The sequence below is a fragment of the Blautia hydrogenotrophica DSM 10507 genome (assembly GCF_034356035.1).
GTDB lineage: Bacteria > Bacillota > Clostridia > Lachnospirales > Lachnospiraceae > Blautia_A > Blautia_A hydrogenotrophica.
This window is the reverse complement of the sequence record NZ_CP136423.1, coordinates 976677-995230: the sequence shown is the minus strand read 5'-3', so window position 1 is coordinate 995230 and position 18554 is coordinate 976677. Positions and strand designations below refer to the sequence as shown.

14 protein-coding genes are annotated in these 18554 nt (G+C 47.1%); 1 reads left to right on the top strand and 13 read right to left on the bottom strand.

Annotated features, from left to right (window positions below):
- The 7 genes from malQ to BLHYD_RS04745 are packed head-to-tail and all read right to left on the bottom strand — an operon-like array spanning position 1 to position 11221.
- Positions 1–1455: a 4-alpha-glucanotransferase gene (malQ, locus tag BLHYD_RS04775; RefSeq protein ID WP_005949420.1), complete on the bottom strand. Its 1455-nt coding sequence runs from the start codon at positions 1453–1455 to the stop codon at positions 1–3.
- A 21-nt stretch (positions 1456–1476) separates the two neighbouring features.
- Positions 1477–3738, bottom strand: coding sequence for a glycogen/starch/alpha-glucan phosphorylase (locus BLHYD_RS04770; protein WP_005949418.1), 2262 nt, complete (start codon positions 3736–3738; stop codon positions 1477–1479).
- Between the two features lie 22 nt (positions 3739–3760).
- Complete coding sequence (locus tag BLHYD_RS04765; RefSeq protein WP_005949416.1) at positions 3761–5701, bottom strand: amylo-alpha-1,6-glucosidase; 1941 nt, start codon at positions 5699–5701, stop codon at positions 3761–3763.
- Positions 5698–7680, bottom strand: coding sequence for a type I pullulanase (gene pulA, locus BLHYD_RS04760; RefSeq protein ID WP_260784487.1), 1983 nt, complete (start codon positions 7678–7680; stop codon positions 5698–5700). The genes BLHYD_RS04765 and pulA overlap by 4 nt, the downstream gene beginning before the upstream one ends.
- A 43-nt stretch (positions 7681–7723) precedes the next feature.
- Positions 7724–8596 carry a sugar ABC transporter permease gene (locus BLHYD_RS04755; protein ID WP_005949410.1) on the bottom strand — a complete coding sequence of 291 codons (873 nt, stop codon included), beginning with the start codon at positions 8594–8596 and terminating at the stop codon, positions 7724–7726.
- 2 nt (positions 8597–8598) lie between these two features.
- The gene (locus BLHYD_RS04750; protein WP_021845169.1) at positions 8599–9978 is read right to left on the bottom strand and encodes a carbohydrate ABC transporter permease; all 1380 of its coding nucleotides are present in this window, start codon (positions 9976–9978) and stop codon (positions 8599–8601) included.
- A gap of 13 nt (positions 9979–9991) precedes the next feature.
- The gene (locus BLHYD_RS04745; RefSeq protein WP_081447150.1) at positions 9992–11221 is read right to left on the bottom strand and encodes an extracellular solute-binding protein; all 1230 of its coding nucleotides are present in this window, start codon (positions 11219–11221) and stop codon (positions 9992–9994) included.
- Between the two features lie 299 nt (positions 11222–11520).
- Between BLHYD_RS04745 and BLHYD_RS04740 the strand changes: the two genes are divergently transcribed.
- Positions 11521–12540 (top strand): LacI family DNA-binding transcriptional regulator, encoded by a 1020-nt coding sequence (locus BLHYD_RS04740; protein ID WP_005949403.1) that lies wholly within the window; start codon positions 11521–11523, stop codon positions 12538–12540.
- A 96-nt stretch (positions 12541–12636) separates the two neighbouring features.
- Here the strand turns inward: BLHYD_RS04740 and BLHYD_RS04735 are convergent, their stop codons facing one another.
- From BLHYD_RS04735 to BLHYD_RS04710, 6 genes are all read right to left on the bottom strand, one after another.
- Complete coding sequence (locus BLHYD_RS04735) at positions 12637–14685, bottom strand: FtsX-like permease family protein (protein WP_005949401.1); 2049 nt, start codon at positions 14683–14685, stop codon at positions 12637–12639.
- Positions 14675–15442: an ABC transporter ATP-binding protein gene (locus BLHYD_RS04730; protein WP_005949399.1), complete on the bottom strand. Its 768-nt coding sequence runs from the start codon at positions 15440–15442 to the stop codon at positions 14675–14677. The genes BLHYD_RS04735 and BLHYD_RS04730 overlap by 11 nt, the downstream gene beginning before the upstream one ends.
- A gap of 83 nt (positions 15443–15525) precedes the next feature.
- Positions 15526–16536, bottom strand: coding sequence for a sensor histidine kinase (locus tag BLHYD_RS04725; protein ID WP_005949397.1), 1011 nt, complete (start codon positions 16534–16536; stop codon positions 15526–15528).
- Entirely contained in the window at positions 16533–17195 is a 663-nt protein-coding gene (locus tag BLHYD_RS04720) for a response regulator transcription factor (protein ID WP_021845167.1), read from the bottom strand. The genes BLHYD_RS04725 and BLHYD_RS04720 overlap by 4 nt, the downstream gene beginning before the upstream one ends.
- Before the next feature lie 80 nt (positions 17196–17275).
- A complete protein-coding gene (locus BLHYD_RS04715; RefSeq protein WP_005949393.1) occupies positions 17276–17731 on the bottom strand; it encodes a threonine/serine exporter family protein in 456 nt (151 codons plus the stop codon).
- A gap of 21 nt (positions 17732–17752) precedes the next feature.
- Positions 17753–18526, bottom strand: coding sequence for a threonine/serine exporter family protein (locus tag BLHYD_RS04710; protein WP_005949391.1), 774 nt, complete (start codon positions 18524–18526; stop codon positions 17753–17755).
- Positions 18527–18554 lie beyond the last annotated feature (28 nt).

Sequence of the window (18554 nt, the reverse complement as noted above, 5' to 3'; positions counted from 1 at the left end):
CTACTTTCGGCAGAAAATCGTATTTTTATATTTCACAAGTTCCCGTGAAGCCCTCTCAAAATCCGGCATTCGCCACTCCCAGTTGGGTGAGCCCACCGTTCCTGGCGTGTTCAGATGCCCTTGTGAGCCAAGGCCTAAAATATCCCCCATAGGAACAATCGCGTACTGTGCTTTACTTCCCATAGTATAAGCCAACAGACGGTCTTTGACGGAACCGTCTTTATATCCCTGGCGTTTTAAGAAGCCGCGGATTTTTCTCCTTCTGGCCGTACTCAAACCCAGATACCACTCCATCAGCGTATCGTTGTCATGGGTCCCTGTGTAAATAATCATATTCTCCTTGTCCGGCAGCTCGTCATAGGCATATTTCCCATCAGAGTTGATGGCAAACACCAGAATTTTCATCCCCTTCAGGTGATAGTAATCCCTAAGCTTCAGGACCTCGGGACGCAGTTCACCCAAATCCTCTGCCGCCAGATTCACGCCTGGAATTTTCTCTTTCAGCGTGTCGATCACCTCATAACCCGGCGCCTCCACCCACTCGCCTTCCATGGCAGTCGGACAGGAAGCCGGAATCTTCCAGTAAGTATCAAAAGCCCGGAAATGATCGATTCGCAGAATATCAAACATCCTGCTGTTGTAGCCAATTCGGTCCACCCAGAACTGATAACCGTCCGCCTTCAGCCGTTCCCAGTCATAGATAGGATTCCCCCACCTTTGCCCAGTCGCGCTGAAATAGTCCGGTGGAACACCCGCGATGAAAATCGGCCTGCCATCCTCATCCAGAAGGAAGTTCTCTTTCTGGCTCCAGACATCCACAGAGTCGATTCCCACGTAAAAGGGTACATCCCCCATAATTTGGATTTCCTTATCCGCGGCAAGCTTCTTAATCCGCATCCACTGCGTGTAAAAGAGATACTGCAAAAATATCTGATACTGCGCCTCTTCTTCCACAGCCTTTGACAGCTCGCCTCTTTTCTCAGGCCACTGTCTGTCTTCCTTTGGCCACTCATTCCAGCAGATGCCCCCGTTTGCCATTTTCAGCGCGCGGAATACACCATACATCTTCACCCATTCTTGTCCGGCAAAGCTCTCGTAATCTTCCGTCTTCTGAAACTTCCCATAGGCCTCCCGCAGATAAGGCTCTTTAAATGCCCGCACTGCCTCATAGTCCACCTTCCGTTCCTTTTCCCTAAAGGAAGGAGGCAGCTCTTCCAACAATCCTTCCTCATACAGACTGTCCAGACTGATGTAGATCTCATCTCCCGCACAGGATGAGTAGGGCTGATACGGGGAATTTCCGTAGCCCACCGGGTTCATGGGAAGAAGCTGCCAGATACCGACTCCATGGTCTCCTAGAAGCTCCAGCCAGCGGCAGGTCTTCTCTCCCAGCTCTCCGATTCCTGTACGCGATGGAAGAGACGACAACGGCATAAGTATTCCTGTCTCTTTCATGCTAAAAACTCCTTTGTCCTTCTACAGATGCCAGATATCACGGTTGTACTCCGCGATCGTACGGTCAGAGGAGAAAAAGCCTGCCTTCGCAATGTTCACCAGCATTTTCTGTTCCCAAGCTTTTTCGTCTTCGTAATCCTCCAGCACCTGCTCTTTTTTCTGAATATAGTCTTTTAAATCCAGCAGAGTCATGAACCAGTCTTTGCTCACAATCTCTTTGTACAAACGTCCCAAATTCACCGGATCACCGATGCGGATTAGTTCTTTGCTGATGATGAAATCCACCAGCTCTTCAATCATCGGATCGCTGTTATAGATATCCGCAGAACAATAACCGGAAGTATCGTACAGTTCAATGACCTTCTTTGATTTCTCACCAAAAATGTAGATATTGTCATCTCCCACCAGCTGATGAATCTCCACATTGGCGCCATCCTCAGTTCCCAGTGTCACCGCTCCATTGAGCATGAATTTCATATTGCCCGTACCGGACGCCTCCTTAGACGCCAGAGAAATCTGCTCTGAGATATCGCAGGCCGGTATCAGCTTCTCTGCCTTGGTCACGTTATAATTTTCCACCATCACAATTTTCAGGTATTTGTTCACCTGTGGGTCTTTCTCTACCAATTCCTGCAGACAGAGAATCAGGTGAATGATATCCTTCGCAATGGTATAGGCAGGAGCCGCTTTCGCTCCAAAAATCATCGTGAGCGGGCGTTTTGGCAGCTTGCCTTTCTTGATCTCTTTATATTTATAAATCGCATACAGCGCATTCATCTGCTGTCTCTTGTACTCGTGAAGACGCTTGATCTGAATGTCAAAGACAGAGTTTTCATCAATCTCGACACCCTGAGTCTGAAGCAGATAGCTCTTCAGCTCCTTTTTTGCATCCTTCTTGATTGCCCGCAGATTCTGAAGCACTTCCTGGTCATCTTGATAATCCAAAAGTTTTTCCAAAGCAGAAGCATCCTCCAGATAGGTCTCTCCCACCAGTTCTTTTAAATACTCCGCCAGTTTTGGATTACAGTGCATCAGCCAGCGGCGGAAGGTAATGCCGTTGGTCTTGTTGTTGAACTTCTCCGGATAGAGATCGTAAAAAGGCTTCAGCTCTGACTGTTTCAGTATCTCCGTGTGCAGGGCGGCCACGCCATTTACCGCATATCCATAGTGAATATCAATATGTGCCATGTGTACCCGGTCTGACTGGTCGATAATGTAGACTCTCTCATCGTGGAAATCTTTTCTCACCCTTGCATCCAGCTCCCGGATGATCGGCATCAGCTGAGGAACCACTTTTTCCAGATAAGACACTGGCCATTTCTCCAATGCCTCCGCGAGAATCGTATGGTTGGTATACGCACAGGTCTTTCTCACCACATCAATGGCTGTGTCCATGTTAAAGCCCTTCTTCTGCGTCAGCAGACGAATCAACTCCGGAATCACCATCGTCGGATGGGTATCGTTGATCTGAATCGCCACGTGTTCATGCAGACGGTACAGATCACAGCCTCTCTCCTCGGCCTCCTTTAAAATCAGCTGAGCTGCATTGCTGACCATGAAGTACTGCTGATAAATTCTCAGAAGGTGACCATTCTCATCTCTGTCGTCTGGATATAGGAACAAGGTCAGATTTCTTTTGATATCTGTCTTGTCAAAATCAATTCCATCCTGGATAATTCCCTCATCCACCGTGTCCACGTCAAACAAGTGCAGACGATTGCTGCCATTCTTATATCCTGGAACATCAATGTCGTACATCGTGGAAGTCAGCGTAAAGTCCCCAAACGGAACCTCAAAATGGCAGTCCGTCTTGGTCAGCCAACTCTGCTTGGTAATCCAAGGGTTGGGCTCTTCCTTTTGCTTGTGGTCCACAAAAGTCTGACGGAATAGTCCGTCGTGGTAATTCAGTCCAACACCGTCGCCGGGCAGTCCCAGTGTGGCGATGGAATCCAAAAAGCAGGCAGCCAGACGCCCCAGACCTCCATTTCCAAGGGAGGGCTCTAACTCCACCTCTTCTACTGCCGTCAGATCATGTCCATATTTTTTCAGTACCTGACGGGTCTCCTCAAATACTCCCAGATTAATCAAGTTATTGGACAACAGTTTTCCAATCAGGAACTCCGCGGAAATGTAGTACAGCTTTTTACTGCCCTCATTTCTCTTCATTCCTTTCATTTTATCCTTTACAATACACAGCAAAGCCGCATAGATCTCCTGGTCAGAAGCTTCCTGAATGCTCTTTTGGCACTGTTCTTTTAAGATTTGCGTTAACGCCTGTTCCATAGTAGCAATCTCCTTTCAAAACTCAGTTTCCTCTTTCTATTTTCTCAAAGACACGGAGCAACTCTCCCACGCTCCACGCCTGTGCGAAACATCCTTTAGAAGAAGTCGGATTTTCCCCGTCGTAAATTTCCGGCAGTTGGCCGACACAGCCCTCTCTCAGAGCACTTGCCAGCACTTCCAGCTGTTCTCTCACCGTCTCCTTCGCCTCCCCACTATTGGAATGAACCTTCAGGTAGGAAAGGTAATATGCCCCCAGCGGGAAAGTCCACACTGTCCCCTGATGGTAGGCCATATCCCTCTGCTGCATCGGCCCTCCGTAGGTTCCATGAAATTGTGGGTCTGATTTCTCCAAGGTCCGCAGTCCATAAGGAGTATACAGTTTTTCAAACACAGTTTCAACCACCTGTCTCTCCTTTTCCCTATCCAACATTGTAAAGGGCATGGACACAGCCCAAATTTGATTGCAGCGAACCTGACAGTCCGCCTCTGTTCCCGACAACACATCTTTCAGACAATGTCTGTCCTCCATCCAGAACTGGCCGCAGAAAGCCTCCTTAGCCTTCTTGGCCAGAGCTTCGTACTCTGCTCCTTCTTTGCCCAGAATCTCCGAAAAGCAGGCCATAATCTGAAGGGCATTGTACCAGTAAGCATTGATCTCCACCGGCTTGCCGTGGCGTGGTGTAGGGAGAAACTCTCCGACCCTCACATCCATCCAGGTCACCTGGTCTAGCTCCTGGCCTGCCATAATCAAGCCGTCCTCATCCATATGAATCCCAAAATGTGTTCCCTGTCGATAGCTTTTCACAATCCTCTCCGCCACCGGATACATCTCTCTTACGAAAGCCTTTTCTCCTGTGGCCTGATAATACAGGTATACACAATTAATAAACAGCAAAGCCGCGTCCACCGTATTATAGAGAGGAGCTTCTCCTCCCTCCGGAAACAGATTCGGCATCAGCCCATCCTTCTCATAGGCCGCAAAGGTTCTCAAAATCTCCCTGGCCGTCCCATACTGCCGGGTACTGATGCAGATTCCCGGAAGTGCGATCATGGTATCCCGGCCCCAGTCCTCAAAAAACGGAAAACCTGCCAAAATCGTCTCGCCGTCTGTAGACTCCCGCCTTGACACAAATTGATTGGCACTCTTAGCCAAAAACGCCGCCAGCTCAGAGGAAAAGCCTGCCAGCTCCTCCAATTTTTTCCGGTATGCTCTGTGTCCCGCCAGGATACTTGCCGCCTTCTTCTCCGTCGTTTCCATGCTGTATACCAGTTCCAAGCGGCATTTTTCCCCCGGATTTACCGTCTTGCAAATCCGGTGATTCGCCTTTGCCAGCCCAGTAGGACGCCTGCCGTCACAATCGTCGTAGCTGTAAAAGTAAACTTCGCTGATCTCCGGTATTTCTTTCACTTCCGCGTCAGTCCAAAAATACAGACTCAGTCCATTGCTGCGGACACAGCCTTCTTCTCTCTCAAAGACCTGAGAAGGCTTTGGCTCACTCCCTTTCGGAGTAAACTGAAAGAAAGGCGTCACTGTGAAGTCACACATTCTGGAACTTCGGTTCGTGATCTCATAGCACACCGCAGCAGTGTTCGTCCCCTGTTCCACAGAAATCTCTTTTCGGACCTGCACGCCTTCCACCAGGAATCTCCACACAGGCGTATCCTCATAGGAAAATTCCTCCAGATAACGCCAGCCGTCCTCCCGCGTGCCGTCCGCGAACTCCTGACTGGAAATCATGTGGCTGTCTCCTTCCAGAGTCACTTGTTCGGACAGCCGATGCACCATATTGTACCGGTGATTGGGCGCGTGCACGCAGGCCATCAGCAGCGCATGGTCGTTTCTGGAAACCGACCCGATCATAGTCGCCGAGGAAAAGCCTCCCAGCCCATTGGTCAGCAGATAACAGTTCTCCTGTCCCCTCTCAAAACTCTTCCAATCCTGTTTTCCGTAAATCCATTTCATACAGTCTGTTCTCTTTCTCCCTTTTCTTCTGACGGCTGTCCCAAAACCAGAACACTGATCGGTTCCACCTCTATCTTAGGTCCCGCCAATTTTGGCTCTCTCCAAAGATCGCTTCTATGAATATCCAGCAGAATCTCCCAGGCTCCCTCCGGGGGAACCAACTCCTGAGCTTTTCTTCTGCTATTATAAATCACATAGAGACTTTTCCACCGAGAAGTATCGTTCTCATCCCGGTTATCCACCATAAAAGACACCAGGCCCGGCCGAAGCTCTATGTCCGAAAATCTTCTCTTCGCAGCCACTGATTTGTCACACAAACCTGGCAGCCGTTTCCTCAGGCCAATCAAACCCTTATAATACTCCACTAAATCCCTCTCTCGCCAAGCCTGCTCCCAGTCCAGCCGGTTCAGGGAGATTGGAGCATTGTAAGTGTTCTCGTGCCCCTCCTTTGTTCTGGCAAATTCCTCACCTGACAGAAAGAATAAATTTCCCTGGCAAGTCATATAAAGAGCTGCGGTCATACGGTTCAGTCTCATTAGCTCCGGACGATTCGCCGTGTCGGCCAATTTATCCCAAAGAGTCTGATTGTCGTGGGAAGACACGTAAGTCACAATCTGCGAAGGCGCTTTGGCTCTGGCCGGTTCTTCTTCCCAGATCTTTTTCACATCCAAACACCAGGCCCCCGCACTCTCCAAAATATCTTTTTCCAGCCCAGAGGCTCCATTTACGAAACCAGGCTCCTCGATTCGAAGTGCAGAACCCTTGATGCCGTCCCGGGTATCATCACAAAAAATCCCCACATTCTCATCCAAGAGTCCCAAATTCCTCTTCAGCGCTGGAACAGCATCCTTCTCCATCGCTGTCTCATCCGCAGCCCAAGGCTCTCCAAAGAGAAGTTTCTCTCCTTTTCCATACCTCTGATCCAACTCATAGCGAATCCGGTTCATCAGCTCCACATCCAAAAGCCCCATCAAGTCAAACCGAAAGCCGTCGATGTGATACTCTTCCGTCCAATAAAGCACCGATTCCAGAATATACTTCCCGCACATTGGCCGTTCACTGGCGATGTCATTGCCGCAGGCAGAGCCATTAGAGACCTGCCCATCCTCCCAGACCCGGTAAAAATACCAGGGGGCCGTCCTTTGCAGCCAGGAATCCAAAGAGTAGGTATGGTTATAGACCACGTCCATAATCACACGAAACCCCTGTCTATGCAGCGACTGAATCATTTCCTTCATCTGTGTAATTCGCACATTTCCATCTGCCGCGTCCGTGGCATAGGAACCTTCCGGCACGTTGTAGTTCACCGGGTCATAGCCCCAGTTAAACGCATCCTTATCTCCGGCTTCGTCCACGGAGCCATAGTCATAAGCCGGCATCAGTTGTACATGGGTAATTCCTAAGTCCTTTAGATACTCCATTCCTGTGGCGTGAATTCCATCCTGATAAAGCGTCGTGTTCTCACAGGTAAACGCTTTGAATTTTCCTCTGTACTCTCCCGGAAAGCCCCCGGATTCGTCCCAGGAAAACTCCTTCACATGCAGCTCGTAGATGATATTCTCCGCCGGCTTCTTTGGCGCCTTGTCTTCCTCCCAGCCATCAGGGTTTGTCCTCTTTAGATTTACAGCCATGCTCCGCCTGCCGTTCACACCGCAGGCCTTCGCATAAGGGTCTGCGGACCGTACCGTCTCACCTTCGATTTTCAGCACAAAATCATAGTATATTCCGTGGAGCTCTTCTTTGGTACGCCAGCTCCACACACCTTTTTCGTTCCTTTCCATGGCCACTTTCAGATATGCCTCTTTGTCTTCTCCCTTTCGGTAAAAATTCAAGAAGACTTCCTGCGCCATGGGACTCCACAGGAGGAAGGAAGTCCCTTCCTCTGTGCAGCTCATCCCTAAATCTTTTCCCTCGTAAAAATATTTCTCATGAAATTCCGGGTTAGAATAATATCGCTTCCATTCTGCCGCTGTCCTCATATCCTGTCTCACCTTTCTGCCCTTATTTCTCAATCCGTCCTTATCAACCTTTTACAGCACCAGATACTCCATCCACATAGTATCTTTGCATAAACAGGAACAGCGCCGCAATCGGTATGGAGATCAGCACAGCGCCTGCCGCGAAGCTGGTATACCAGTTGTCAATGTATTCTTTTTCCAGCATCTTCCACAGTCCGATCGCAATGGTGTACTGGTCCGAGTTGGCACGGCAGATAACCTTTGCGAAGATGAAGTCCAGCCACGGAGCCATGAAAGAAGTCAAGACCGTGTACACGATGATCGGTTTACTCAGCGGCAGAGTGATCTTGCTGAAAATCTGCCATCTAGTACAGCCGTCCAACAGTGCTGCCTCATCGATCGCTGTGGGAATCGTGTCAAAAAACCCCTTCGCAATCTGGAAGGTCAGACCGGCACCTCCTGAGTAACACAAGATCAATGCCAGTCGGATGAGATTTCCCTCCGTCAGTCCCATGGCCTTCAAAATGAAATAGACCGCGATCATGGACATAAAGCCCGGGAACAGGCCCAGAATCATCGCCATATTCATGTAGGGCTTTCTCAGCTTAAATTTCATTCTCGACAGGCAGTAGGATACTGCCAGTACGTAGAAGGTGGCGATGATGCAGGAGCAAACCGCGATAAACAGCGTATTCGTGAACATCCTTGGGAAGTTTAAGATTGTCGTGTCTGTAAACAGTTTCGTATAATTGTCCAAAGTAAAGCTCTGTGGGAAGAACGTGGACACATAGGAGCCCTTCTCAGCGCGGAAGCTCGTGAGAATCACCCACAGAATCGGAAAGACCCAGACACACGCCAAAATCGCCAAAATCACATGGACAATACTATTGTTGATAAAGCGTTTTCTCTTTGCAGAGTGAAATTTGTTGACTGCCATGATCAGAATCCCCCTTCTTCTTTGTATGATTTACTGTTGCGGTAGGTGATAAGTGCACCGATCGCCAGGATAACAAAGGTCAAGATACCTATGACTGCACCAATATTGTAGTACTGTTTATCAATAGTCAGCTTATATAGCCACGTGACTAGAAGGTCCGTCTTGCCGGCCGTCGACGACAGGTCTGTGATCGGATCGCCTCCCGACAGCAGATAGATGACATTGAAGTTATTCACATTTCCAGTGAAAGTCACAATCAGATACGGTGTTGTCACATACAGCATATAAGGCAGCGTAATCTTTGTAAACGTCTGAAATGCGTTGGCGCCGTCCACCTTAGCTGCCTCATAGAGCTCCCCTGGAATATTTTGAAGCACTCCGGTAAGCTGCAGCAAAGTGTAAGGTACACCCACCCAAATATTGATGACGATGACTGTCACCCTCGCCCAAGTAGGGTCCGTGAAGAATGGCAGACTAGCGTCCTGGGCAATCCATCCCAGATTCCGCAAAAGCACGTTCACCGCACCGTTTGGCTGAAGCATCGTTCTCATAATCAGTAGGGAGACAAACATCGGTACCGCACAGGAGAGCACGAAACAAAATCTCCAAAAGCCTTTTGCTCTCGTCCCCTTACGATTAATCATCAGGGACAGAATCATACCAAAAATATAGTTGCTGAACGTGGCAAAGAACGCCCAGATTAAAGTCCACCCCAGGACTGACCAAAACGTACTTCCCAGGATACTGCTGCTGTCAAACAGCGCCTTGAAGTTGTCCAGACCCACCCAGTCAAACAGCATCAGATGGTTGTCCAGTCTGCTGTAATTAGTAAATGCCATACAAATCATAAAGATCAGCGGCAAAATCGTGAACATAAAGATAAACGCCATCGGCGGAGTCATGAACAGACGGTACAGATTTTCGTGGAACAAAGATTTCAGGTCCTCCGCGAAGTTGTTCACATGCTTTCCTGCCTTGTCCAGACACTCAGCCTTGTACGCGCTACGCAGTGCACCACGCCACATGCATACCATAAAAATAGTCAGCAGCACGGTTGCCACACCGTATAAAAGTATCAGCACAGACTGGTCGCCTTTTGTGTAGAGATAGACCTGACTGGCCTCATCCCAGATTTCCTTTTGGGGTTCGCTCCCCAGAGAGCCTAGCATCCGTAAAAAACCGACTCCGTTTACTGCCATGAATACAAGATAGATTACTTCCACCGCCAGATACAGGAGGCCTTTCACCTTCTGTCCATGTACCATATTTCCAAATCCCATCAGGAACATGGAAAGCTTTGTCTCCAATCCACCCTCTCTGACTGCGTTCATGCAGGTATAGGGAGTTGGAAAGTCATTGACCCTTTTTCTAAATTTTCCCATCCTCTTCACCTCATCAGATACCGTCACTGTTCATTGCATCGTTCATCGCCTCTGTCTGTTCCGCCGCATTTTCATGCGTCACACTTCCGTTTCGAATTCCTTTTCCCATATTTTCCACCGGTGTCCAGCAGTTACTCATCTTAGAGACAAACGGCTGAAGAATGGAAGTCTCTTCAAAGGTTCTCGTCTGTGCCAAAACCAGCGGCTCAGACGCCATCTCTCCGCCTTCTAACAGTTCTTCATTACATGGAATCACATTTCTCATCTCATAGTGCATTTCCTGGGCCTTCGCTGAACCCAGATAGACCGCCAGCTCCACGGCCGCCACCATATTTTTGCTGTTGGGATTCACACCGATCGCCTTGGAACCTGCGTAAGACAGCATCTGTTTTTCCTCTCCATTTAAAGTGAACGTGGGCAGAGCCGCGACTCCCATGTTTTCACCCAAGGCTTCCTTCACCGAATTCGCATCCCAGGAACCGGAGAAAATCGCGCTGATGCTGCCGTCTCGAAGTCCTGCGATACCGGAACCGTCCTGATCAATCTTGAAATTCGGATTTGACTTCAGATCAATTAAATAATTTGTCACGTCCACAGCTTTTTCTCCGCCAAAATCCACACCTTTTGACTCATCCGTTCCATCCCCGAACAGGGTACAGCCATTTCCCAGATAAAACGCCGGCAGATACCAGGAATTCACAAACGGAAATGACACAACGCCCTTTTCTAGCATCATGTCCAGATTCTGAATATCTTCCTCTGAAAACACGCTCTTGTCGTAATACATAAACCAGGTATTCGTCGTAAACGGCACTCCATACAGTTCACCGTCTTTCATGAGAGAATTCAACACACCCTCCGAATTCATGGCTTCAATCTCTTCCCTGTACTTTCCTCCGAATTTCGTCAGTCCATTGGCATCCGTCATCGTTGTGAGCGTATCATTGGCATACATAAACACATCCGCACTGGCCTCCGGGTCCTGAGCCACCTGTGTTGCCGCACTGGCCTCGTCCGCTACCCCATAGACAAAAGTAATATCCCACTCTGGATGTTCCTGGGCAAAAGCCTCACAATTGGTCTGCAGCCACTCACCACTGTCCTTTGACTGGTCCTCAGACGGCGACCATACCATCAGCCGAACTTTCTCTTTGGCACTGTCCCCGGAAGCATTTTGGCAACCTACCAGACTCACCGCTGCGAGGACAACTGCCAATAATCCAGCCAATCTTTTTTTCCACATCTTCTGCATCTCCCTCCTCAAAAGTTTCGCAATGTTTCGTATAGTCTTATCATAGTCTACCCGCAAAGCTACGTCAAGACTCTTTTGTGGTATTGCCCTGTATTTTCTCTGTTTTCCATAGATTTTTGATTTCATTTTTGTGCACTTTTATTTCCCTTTCTTCATTTCTTTTCGAAACTTTACAAAACCCCATGAAAAATACATTGATTTTACTCATTTTTTTCTATATAATAATCCAGACATCAAATTTACACTTAAAAATGTGATAAACTTTTCATTTATTTAACAGGGGGACAGACATGACGACAATTCAGGATATCGCCGATAAACTTGGCATTTCCAAGGGAACAGTGTCCAAAGCCTTGAATGGTGCCTCGGATATCAGCGAAACTTTACAAAAACAAATTTTAGAGACCGCCGTAGAACTTGGATATACGAAGCTGCGCCGTCAAAAAGGCTGTGCAAAGAAATTGTGTGTACTGGTAGAAAATCAGAATATAGAATACGAAGAACCCCATCACTTCGCTTATGACATTATCATGGGATTTCGTCAAAAAGCAGAACCTGCCGGTTTTGATGTGGACATCGTCCCGATGGATGAAAAAACTCAGCGTTCCTCCTCCTACGACGTATTTATGCTGCAAAATAACTACCTCGGAGCCTTCGTTCTGGGATTTTCCTATACCGATCCTTGGATGCAGGACTTTCAGATTAGCCACACCCCGGTAGTTCTTTACGACAATTATATTCAAGTAAATCCCACTACCGCCTACGTGGGAATCGACAACAATGAGGGAATGGAATTGGCTGTCTCCCACCTAAAACAGCTCGGACACCGAAAAATAGGCTATCTCAGCAGCGCTCTAGGTTCCCATGTTATGCAGGTGCGCCACAAAGCTTTTTTCAGTGCTATGCGCCAGTATGGACTAAAGACTGATTCTACTTATGCCGGAAGTTCTTACTATATCACCCAATGCATGGAAAAACATCTTCCTCGTCTTTTGGATATGGGAGTTACTGCCATTATCTGTAGTCACGACTTAATCGCCAACGCTGCCATGATTCAATGCCAGCAGCTGGGTTATTCCGTCCCCAAGGATATCAGCATTATAGGATTTGACGATCTTCCGATCTGCCCTTACACTTCCCCGCCTCTGACCACCGTACAGCAGGAACGGACAGAACTTGGAAAATGCGGATATTACGCACTAGACAGTCTGATTAACAACGTCTCCATTGGAACCATTCTTCTGCACACCAGGCTCATTGTGCGGGGGTCTACCGCGAAAACAGCCTCGGCAGCAGAGGAGTGTTCTTAGTTCTCAGTGTTTTCTCAACCTGATAATTTTATGCACTATGGGGGATTTCCCGCTCTGACTGCGGAAAATCCCCCATAGTAAAACAACAACCACACTTCACCAGATTTTGATATTTTTTCTAAATTCTACATAGGTAGCCACAAAGTAGACCACATAAATTCCCACAAAAATCACCAAGGAAATTCCAAAATATAAGAATACTGGCGTCTGTGTTCCCACATAAAAGTTAAATTTTCCTCCTACATAAAGTGCAATCATTCCACTGATCGCCGCCGCAAACAAGACCGGGCACAGATAATATCCAGACAACTGTTTCAAGACTATTCCAGACAATTCTTTTTTGCCAACTCCCATCTTTCCCAAAACTCCGTACCGAAATCTATATTTTGCCGAGTCACTCAGCTGCTGTACAGATAAAACTGTCAGCGCCACACATAGGAACACCAGTCCTATATAGAACATCGGAAAGATAATCGCAGACGTTACATACTTAATCTCAGGAATCAAATTGTCCACTACCAGATTCTTGGCGTAATAAGAGACAATGGTATCTGAACCACTGCAGAAGTTTCCCATGATTTCCATCATCACATCATCGTCTGTCAAACGGTCTAATTTCCCAGACAAATCAGACGGCGCCTTTCCCTGAATATCCACAACTAGCTCAGAATAATAGGGCCTCATTGTCCCCACTGCCGCATCCGGTACAATCAAAAGATAATCACCCCCATTGTGTCCATCCTGTGAAAAAGGTTCGGTATAATAACCCGCGAATTTAAGCCTTTCCATCCCTGCTTTGATCTGTAATCCCTTTGAAAAGTCTTTGGCCTCCCGATAGACCCTATCTTTTATATGAATGGCGTACTCCCCATTTTCTAAATGAATGGGCTCATAACCCAGCATCCTTCGAAGCTGATTGTAATCGGACAGCTTCATGTAGGTGTCTAAATCACAGTAAATTTTCTCCTCGTTTTTATAAATTTTGTCCATGTTCGGACTGCCGTCTCGATTTCGATATGTGTCCCCAAAGGTTTTCAGATTCGTATACAGCCAGGTATTTGCCTGGTTGGTACCGTTTTCATAGATACGATAGATATAGTGCTCTTTCATTACGGTCTCGCGTTTCAAAACCCTCAGCTCTTTTCGGAAATTATCATCCGCATTGCTGCTGTAAACCTGAACATCAAAGGGAAACTTCTCCGTCAGCACCTGATTTTGAAAGCTATGAAACATCATGGCCACCGAACAGCCTAAAAGTGACAAAGTAAACAGTGAAGTCAACGTACCCATCGTAAACCACATCGTCTTGATTTTTGACGAGAACTGCCGAAGCAAAAACAGGTTTTCTCCTCTGTAAATCCACCTTCCCTTTTTTCTGATATAACAGATGATGTAGGAAGCCAGCCCCAGATAAAACAGATAGATCACACAGATTAGCCCTACAAGGAACAAGAGCACTGTCCCAGTGTTCCAGGAGTTTCCTCGAAAAAGCCAGATTCCGAAGAATACCAACAATAGCAATGATGCCGGAAGCAACCACCTTTTCCAGCCCTCCCGCTTCTCCCTAACCTCCTCATTTTTTCTCTGGGCATTCATCAGGTCGGAAATATTCATTCTTCGGAACTTTCTTCCACATCGAACTAAAGCCAAAAGATAACATCCGGCATAGCAGGCAGCTGTCATCAGAACACAGTACTTATCCAAACCAAATTTCAGATGATAGTCCATCTGCACTACGCTGTAAAACACACTGAGCAGAATCTGCTGAAGCAGCATTCCCAAGAGAATTCCGGCCAGAAAGGCTCCCGTGCCAAGCAACGCATTTTCCCTCATATACAACCTGGAAATCTTCTTTTTTTCCATACCGATCAACAGATAGATTCCAAACTCTTTTCCGCGTTTTTCCAACATAAAGCGCACCATGTAGTTTATCAGCCACGAGATAATCAACAGAACGAAAAAAGTAGCAATTCCCACCATCACCGCGACGATGCCTGCCATCTCAAACATCCTCTGAACATCCTTCGAAAAAATCAGTCCGTCAAAGGCAAACATCAAAGCTGTAATAAACGTCATGGTAAAAAAATAGATCAGGTAGTCTCTGGCTGAACGCTTGACATTTCTCCACGCGAGTTTAGCAAACATCACAGCTCTCACCTCCTGTCAAAGACAAAACATCTAGAATCTCGTTTAAAAATTCCCTCCTGCTCCTCTCACCGCGAATCAGCTCATGGAAGAGCCTCCCATCCTTTAAAAACAGGATTCTGCTGCAATAGCTGGCAGAAAATGCATCGTGAGTCACCATGAAAATCGTCGCTTGAATGGTCTGGTTCAGCCGCACAAAGGTCTCTAGCAGCGTCTGAGCCGCCTTAGAATCCAAAGCTCCGGTGGGTTCGTCTGCCAAAATAAGCTTGGGCCTGTGTATCAGCGCCCGTGCACAGGCACATCGCTGTCTCTGCCCGCCAGACACCTCATAAGGAAATTTTTTTGCAACCGTCTCAATGTCCAGCAGCTTCATAATCTCCTGACACCGTTGCTTTGCCGTCCTTTGGTTCTCTCTTTGCAGAGTCATCGCCAGCAAGATATTCTCCTCAATGGTCAGAGTGTCCAAAAGATTGTACTCCTGGAAAATAAAGCCCAGATTTTCTTTCCGAAATTTTGCCAGGCTGTCTTCTGTCAGTTCCGTAATGTCCAACTCTTCATAAAAAATGTGACCTGCTGTCACCCGGTCTATGGTGGACAGCACATTCAAAAGTGTGGATTTTCCAGATCCAGAAGCTCCCATGACACCCATGAACTCTCCCCTGTTCACTGTAAAGCTCACACGGTCTATGGCCTTCGTCACACTCTCCCCGTTTCCGTAATATTTTTCCACATCACATACCCGGATATAATCTCTCATATTTGTTCACTCCCTACTTCTTTGATACTGTCCACTCTATCAAATCCGCCAGGCAGATGGTATCTGCTTTCCTTTCAGCCATCTTACAATTTTGAAAGATAACTGCTGACCGGGAATTCCAAGACAATCCTCATTCCCTCAAAGAGCCTTGAGTCAGCCCAAATCTGCACACCCAATTTCAGACACAGCTTTCTGCAAAGGTACAGTCCCATACCTGTGGAACGCTCCTGCCTTCTTCCATTGGTTCCGGTGAAGCCTTTCTCAAAGATTCTAGGAAGTTCCTGCACGCTGATTCCCATTCCGTTGTCCCTCACGGTAAGTCTCACCCCATGTTCATATTTCTCGGTAAAAATCCAGACGCGGGCACCTTCATCACGCTTGTACTTCATACTGTTTAAAAGTATCTGGTTCAAAATGAACCCAATCCACTTTTCATCCGTAAAGACTCGGTGCCTGCAATCCACCTCCACCTGCATCTGATTCTGAATAAAATACTGTCTATTCCGGGCCACTGTTTCCTCCGCCAATGCCTGCAAATCCGTCTCTTTTATCAAATAATCCTTATAAACCTCGTCAGACCGGGCATAATACAGCGCCATATTCACAAAGTTCTCCACTTTTTGATTCTCCTGCAAAATCATCCTGGTACACTCATCTTTGTGGTTCTCACACAGCAAAACAATACTGGTGAGCGGCGCCTTAACTTCATGCACCCAACTTTCAATATATTCCCGATATTCCTTCTGTCCGTCCTCAATCCTACGGAGCTGCTCAATCACAGACTGGTTGGACTTTCGTATCAGCTCTCGATAAAGCCTGTCTTCCAAACGAAAAGAGTCTGGCATCAGCTCTCCTAGCAAAAAACGCTGGTCCACATTTTCTAAGATGCCTTCTAGCCTTCGGAAATATCCTCTCCTTTGCCGATACTGTCCCAGCAGCCAAAAAGACAATACTGCCAGCCAGACAATCAAAATCAAAAAGACACAGTCCACAGAATATCCTGTCAGACACAAAAAAGCTGCCAATCCCAGCATACATCCGAAGTGGAACAGCAGCAAAAAAATTTTGTCTCTCAGAAAGTCTCTCAACTTCATAGGCAGTATCCCATCCCTCTCTTGGTCTTTATAAACCCGTGAACTCCTATCTCCTCTAGCTTAGCACGAATACGCGTCATATTCACACTCAAAGTGTTATCATCAATAAAAACTTGATTATCCCACAGATACTCAATCAGCTCCACACGGGAGACAATTCTGTCCGCGTTCAAAAAAAGAAAGTGCAGAATCTTCAGCTCATTTTTGGTCAATTCTACTTTCTGTTCCTGAAATTCCACACATCCCTTTGCTAAGTCCAATACCACTCCCCTGTGTTGCAAGATTGATATCTCCTCCGGCCTTTTGTATCGTTTGAGAACTGCTGCAATATGTGCCAGTAAAACTGGAGGGCTAAACGGCTTTGTGATATAATCATCGGCACCTTTTAGCATCCCAGTCAACTCATCCATAGAATCTGTTTTTCCAGTTACAAATATAACCGGGACTTCCGAAGCCGCTCGAATTTTCGCGCAGATCTCAAAGCCTGATTCCTCAGGAAGACTCAAATCCAAGAGCACAAGATCTGGAATAGTCCGAAGCACTACAGCCGCCACATCCGAAAAATCTTCCAAAGCCGTCACTTGATATAGAGAATTCTCCAAAAGTATCTTCAATTCCTGTCTAATATTCTTCTCATCTTCTACAATCAGAATATGCACTCTTCGACATCCTTTCTGTTTCCACAGCAAAGCCCTCTTTGACACCTTGTTTAGTCCCTGTGATGGTCTTCGCTAGAAAATTAAATCCTTCCGTGTTTCTTCCCTTTTATAAACCCTAAACACATCCGAAATACGATGGTTGTCACCATGATTCCCGCCGACATGCTAGCTGCAAACAGCAAAGCGTAAATGCTTTGTTCTCCAAAATCTTCTAGCTGTCTCGCCATCAGATGCTTCATCCCACGATACAAAGCCGCCCCGGGGACCAAGGGAATCGCCCCTGACACCAGAAACACCGTGACCGGTGTCTTTTGAATCCTTGCCATATACTCCGCATACACCGTCAACATGATGGAAGCTGCAAAACCACAGAAATAGTCACTGGCCCCAAACAGATTCTGTACCAATAAAAAGCCCCCCCAGCCGATCGCACCTCCCACAGCCGCCAAAAATGCTTTTTTCCCTCTGATATTAAATACGCACGCAAAGCCAAGCGCTCCGCCAAATGCGCTTGCCAACTGAATAAACTGAGCCATTTTCTCTCCCCGATCTTTCTCTCAAAATAATAACCCTGTAAAGGTAAAGCCCAGAGCAATAACAATCGCCAGTATGATGGATTCTGCGAAACGAACTCCACCAGCGATCATATCCCTGGAGAAAATGTCTCGAATCGCGTTCGTAAAAGCCATTCCCGGGATAAACAGCATAATATTGCCTATACTAATCAAGTCTGCATCCTCTCCGAGCCCGAATTTGACAGCTAAATTCGAGAGCAGCCCTCCTACCACTGCACACAGCAGCGTGATAATCATAGGATTCGAACTACCTTTCTGCAAAAAAGTTTCTGCCACTTTCAACATCACTCCAATCACTGCTGAAGCCAACGCATCTTTGAGACTACCGCCAAAAAAGATACAGAATGAGCAGGACACCAATGCATAGAAAAAAAGCTGCGCAGCAAACGGATAAGGAGGCTCACTGCTAATTCTCGCGACCTCCTCCTTGATTTCCTCCGGCTTTAATCTCTGATCGCAAATCCTTCTGGAAAGTCGATTCAGCTCGTCCAGCATGTGAAGATTATTTTTCATCTCTGCTACCCGCCGTGTCTGAGTACACGCATCAAAAGCCTCCCCATACACAGTAGCTATAATGCAGGAAGTAATAGAAAAGACATCCACTCGCTTTGCCCCATACGCCATACAAATTCTTCGAATGCTGTCTTCTACTCTTCCCACCTCGGCACCGCTAGTCAACATCTTCTCTCCAATCTCCATTGCCCAGAAAAGATAGTGCTCTGCGTCCTCTCTCTGTAAAATCTCCGTACTTGTCATTACTTTCTCCTTTCAGAGAGTTTTCATC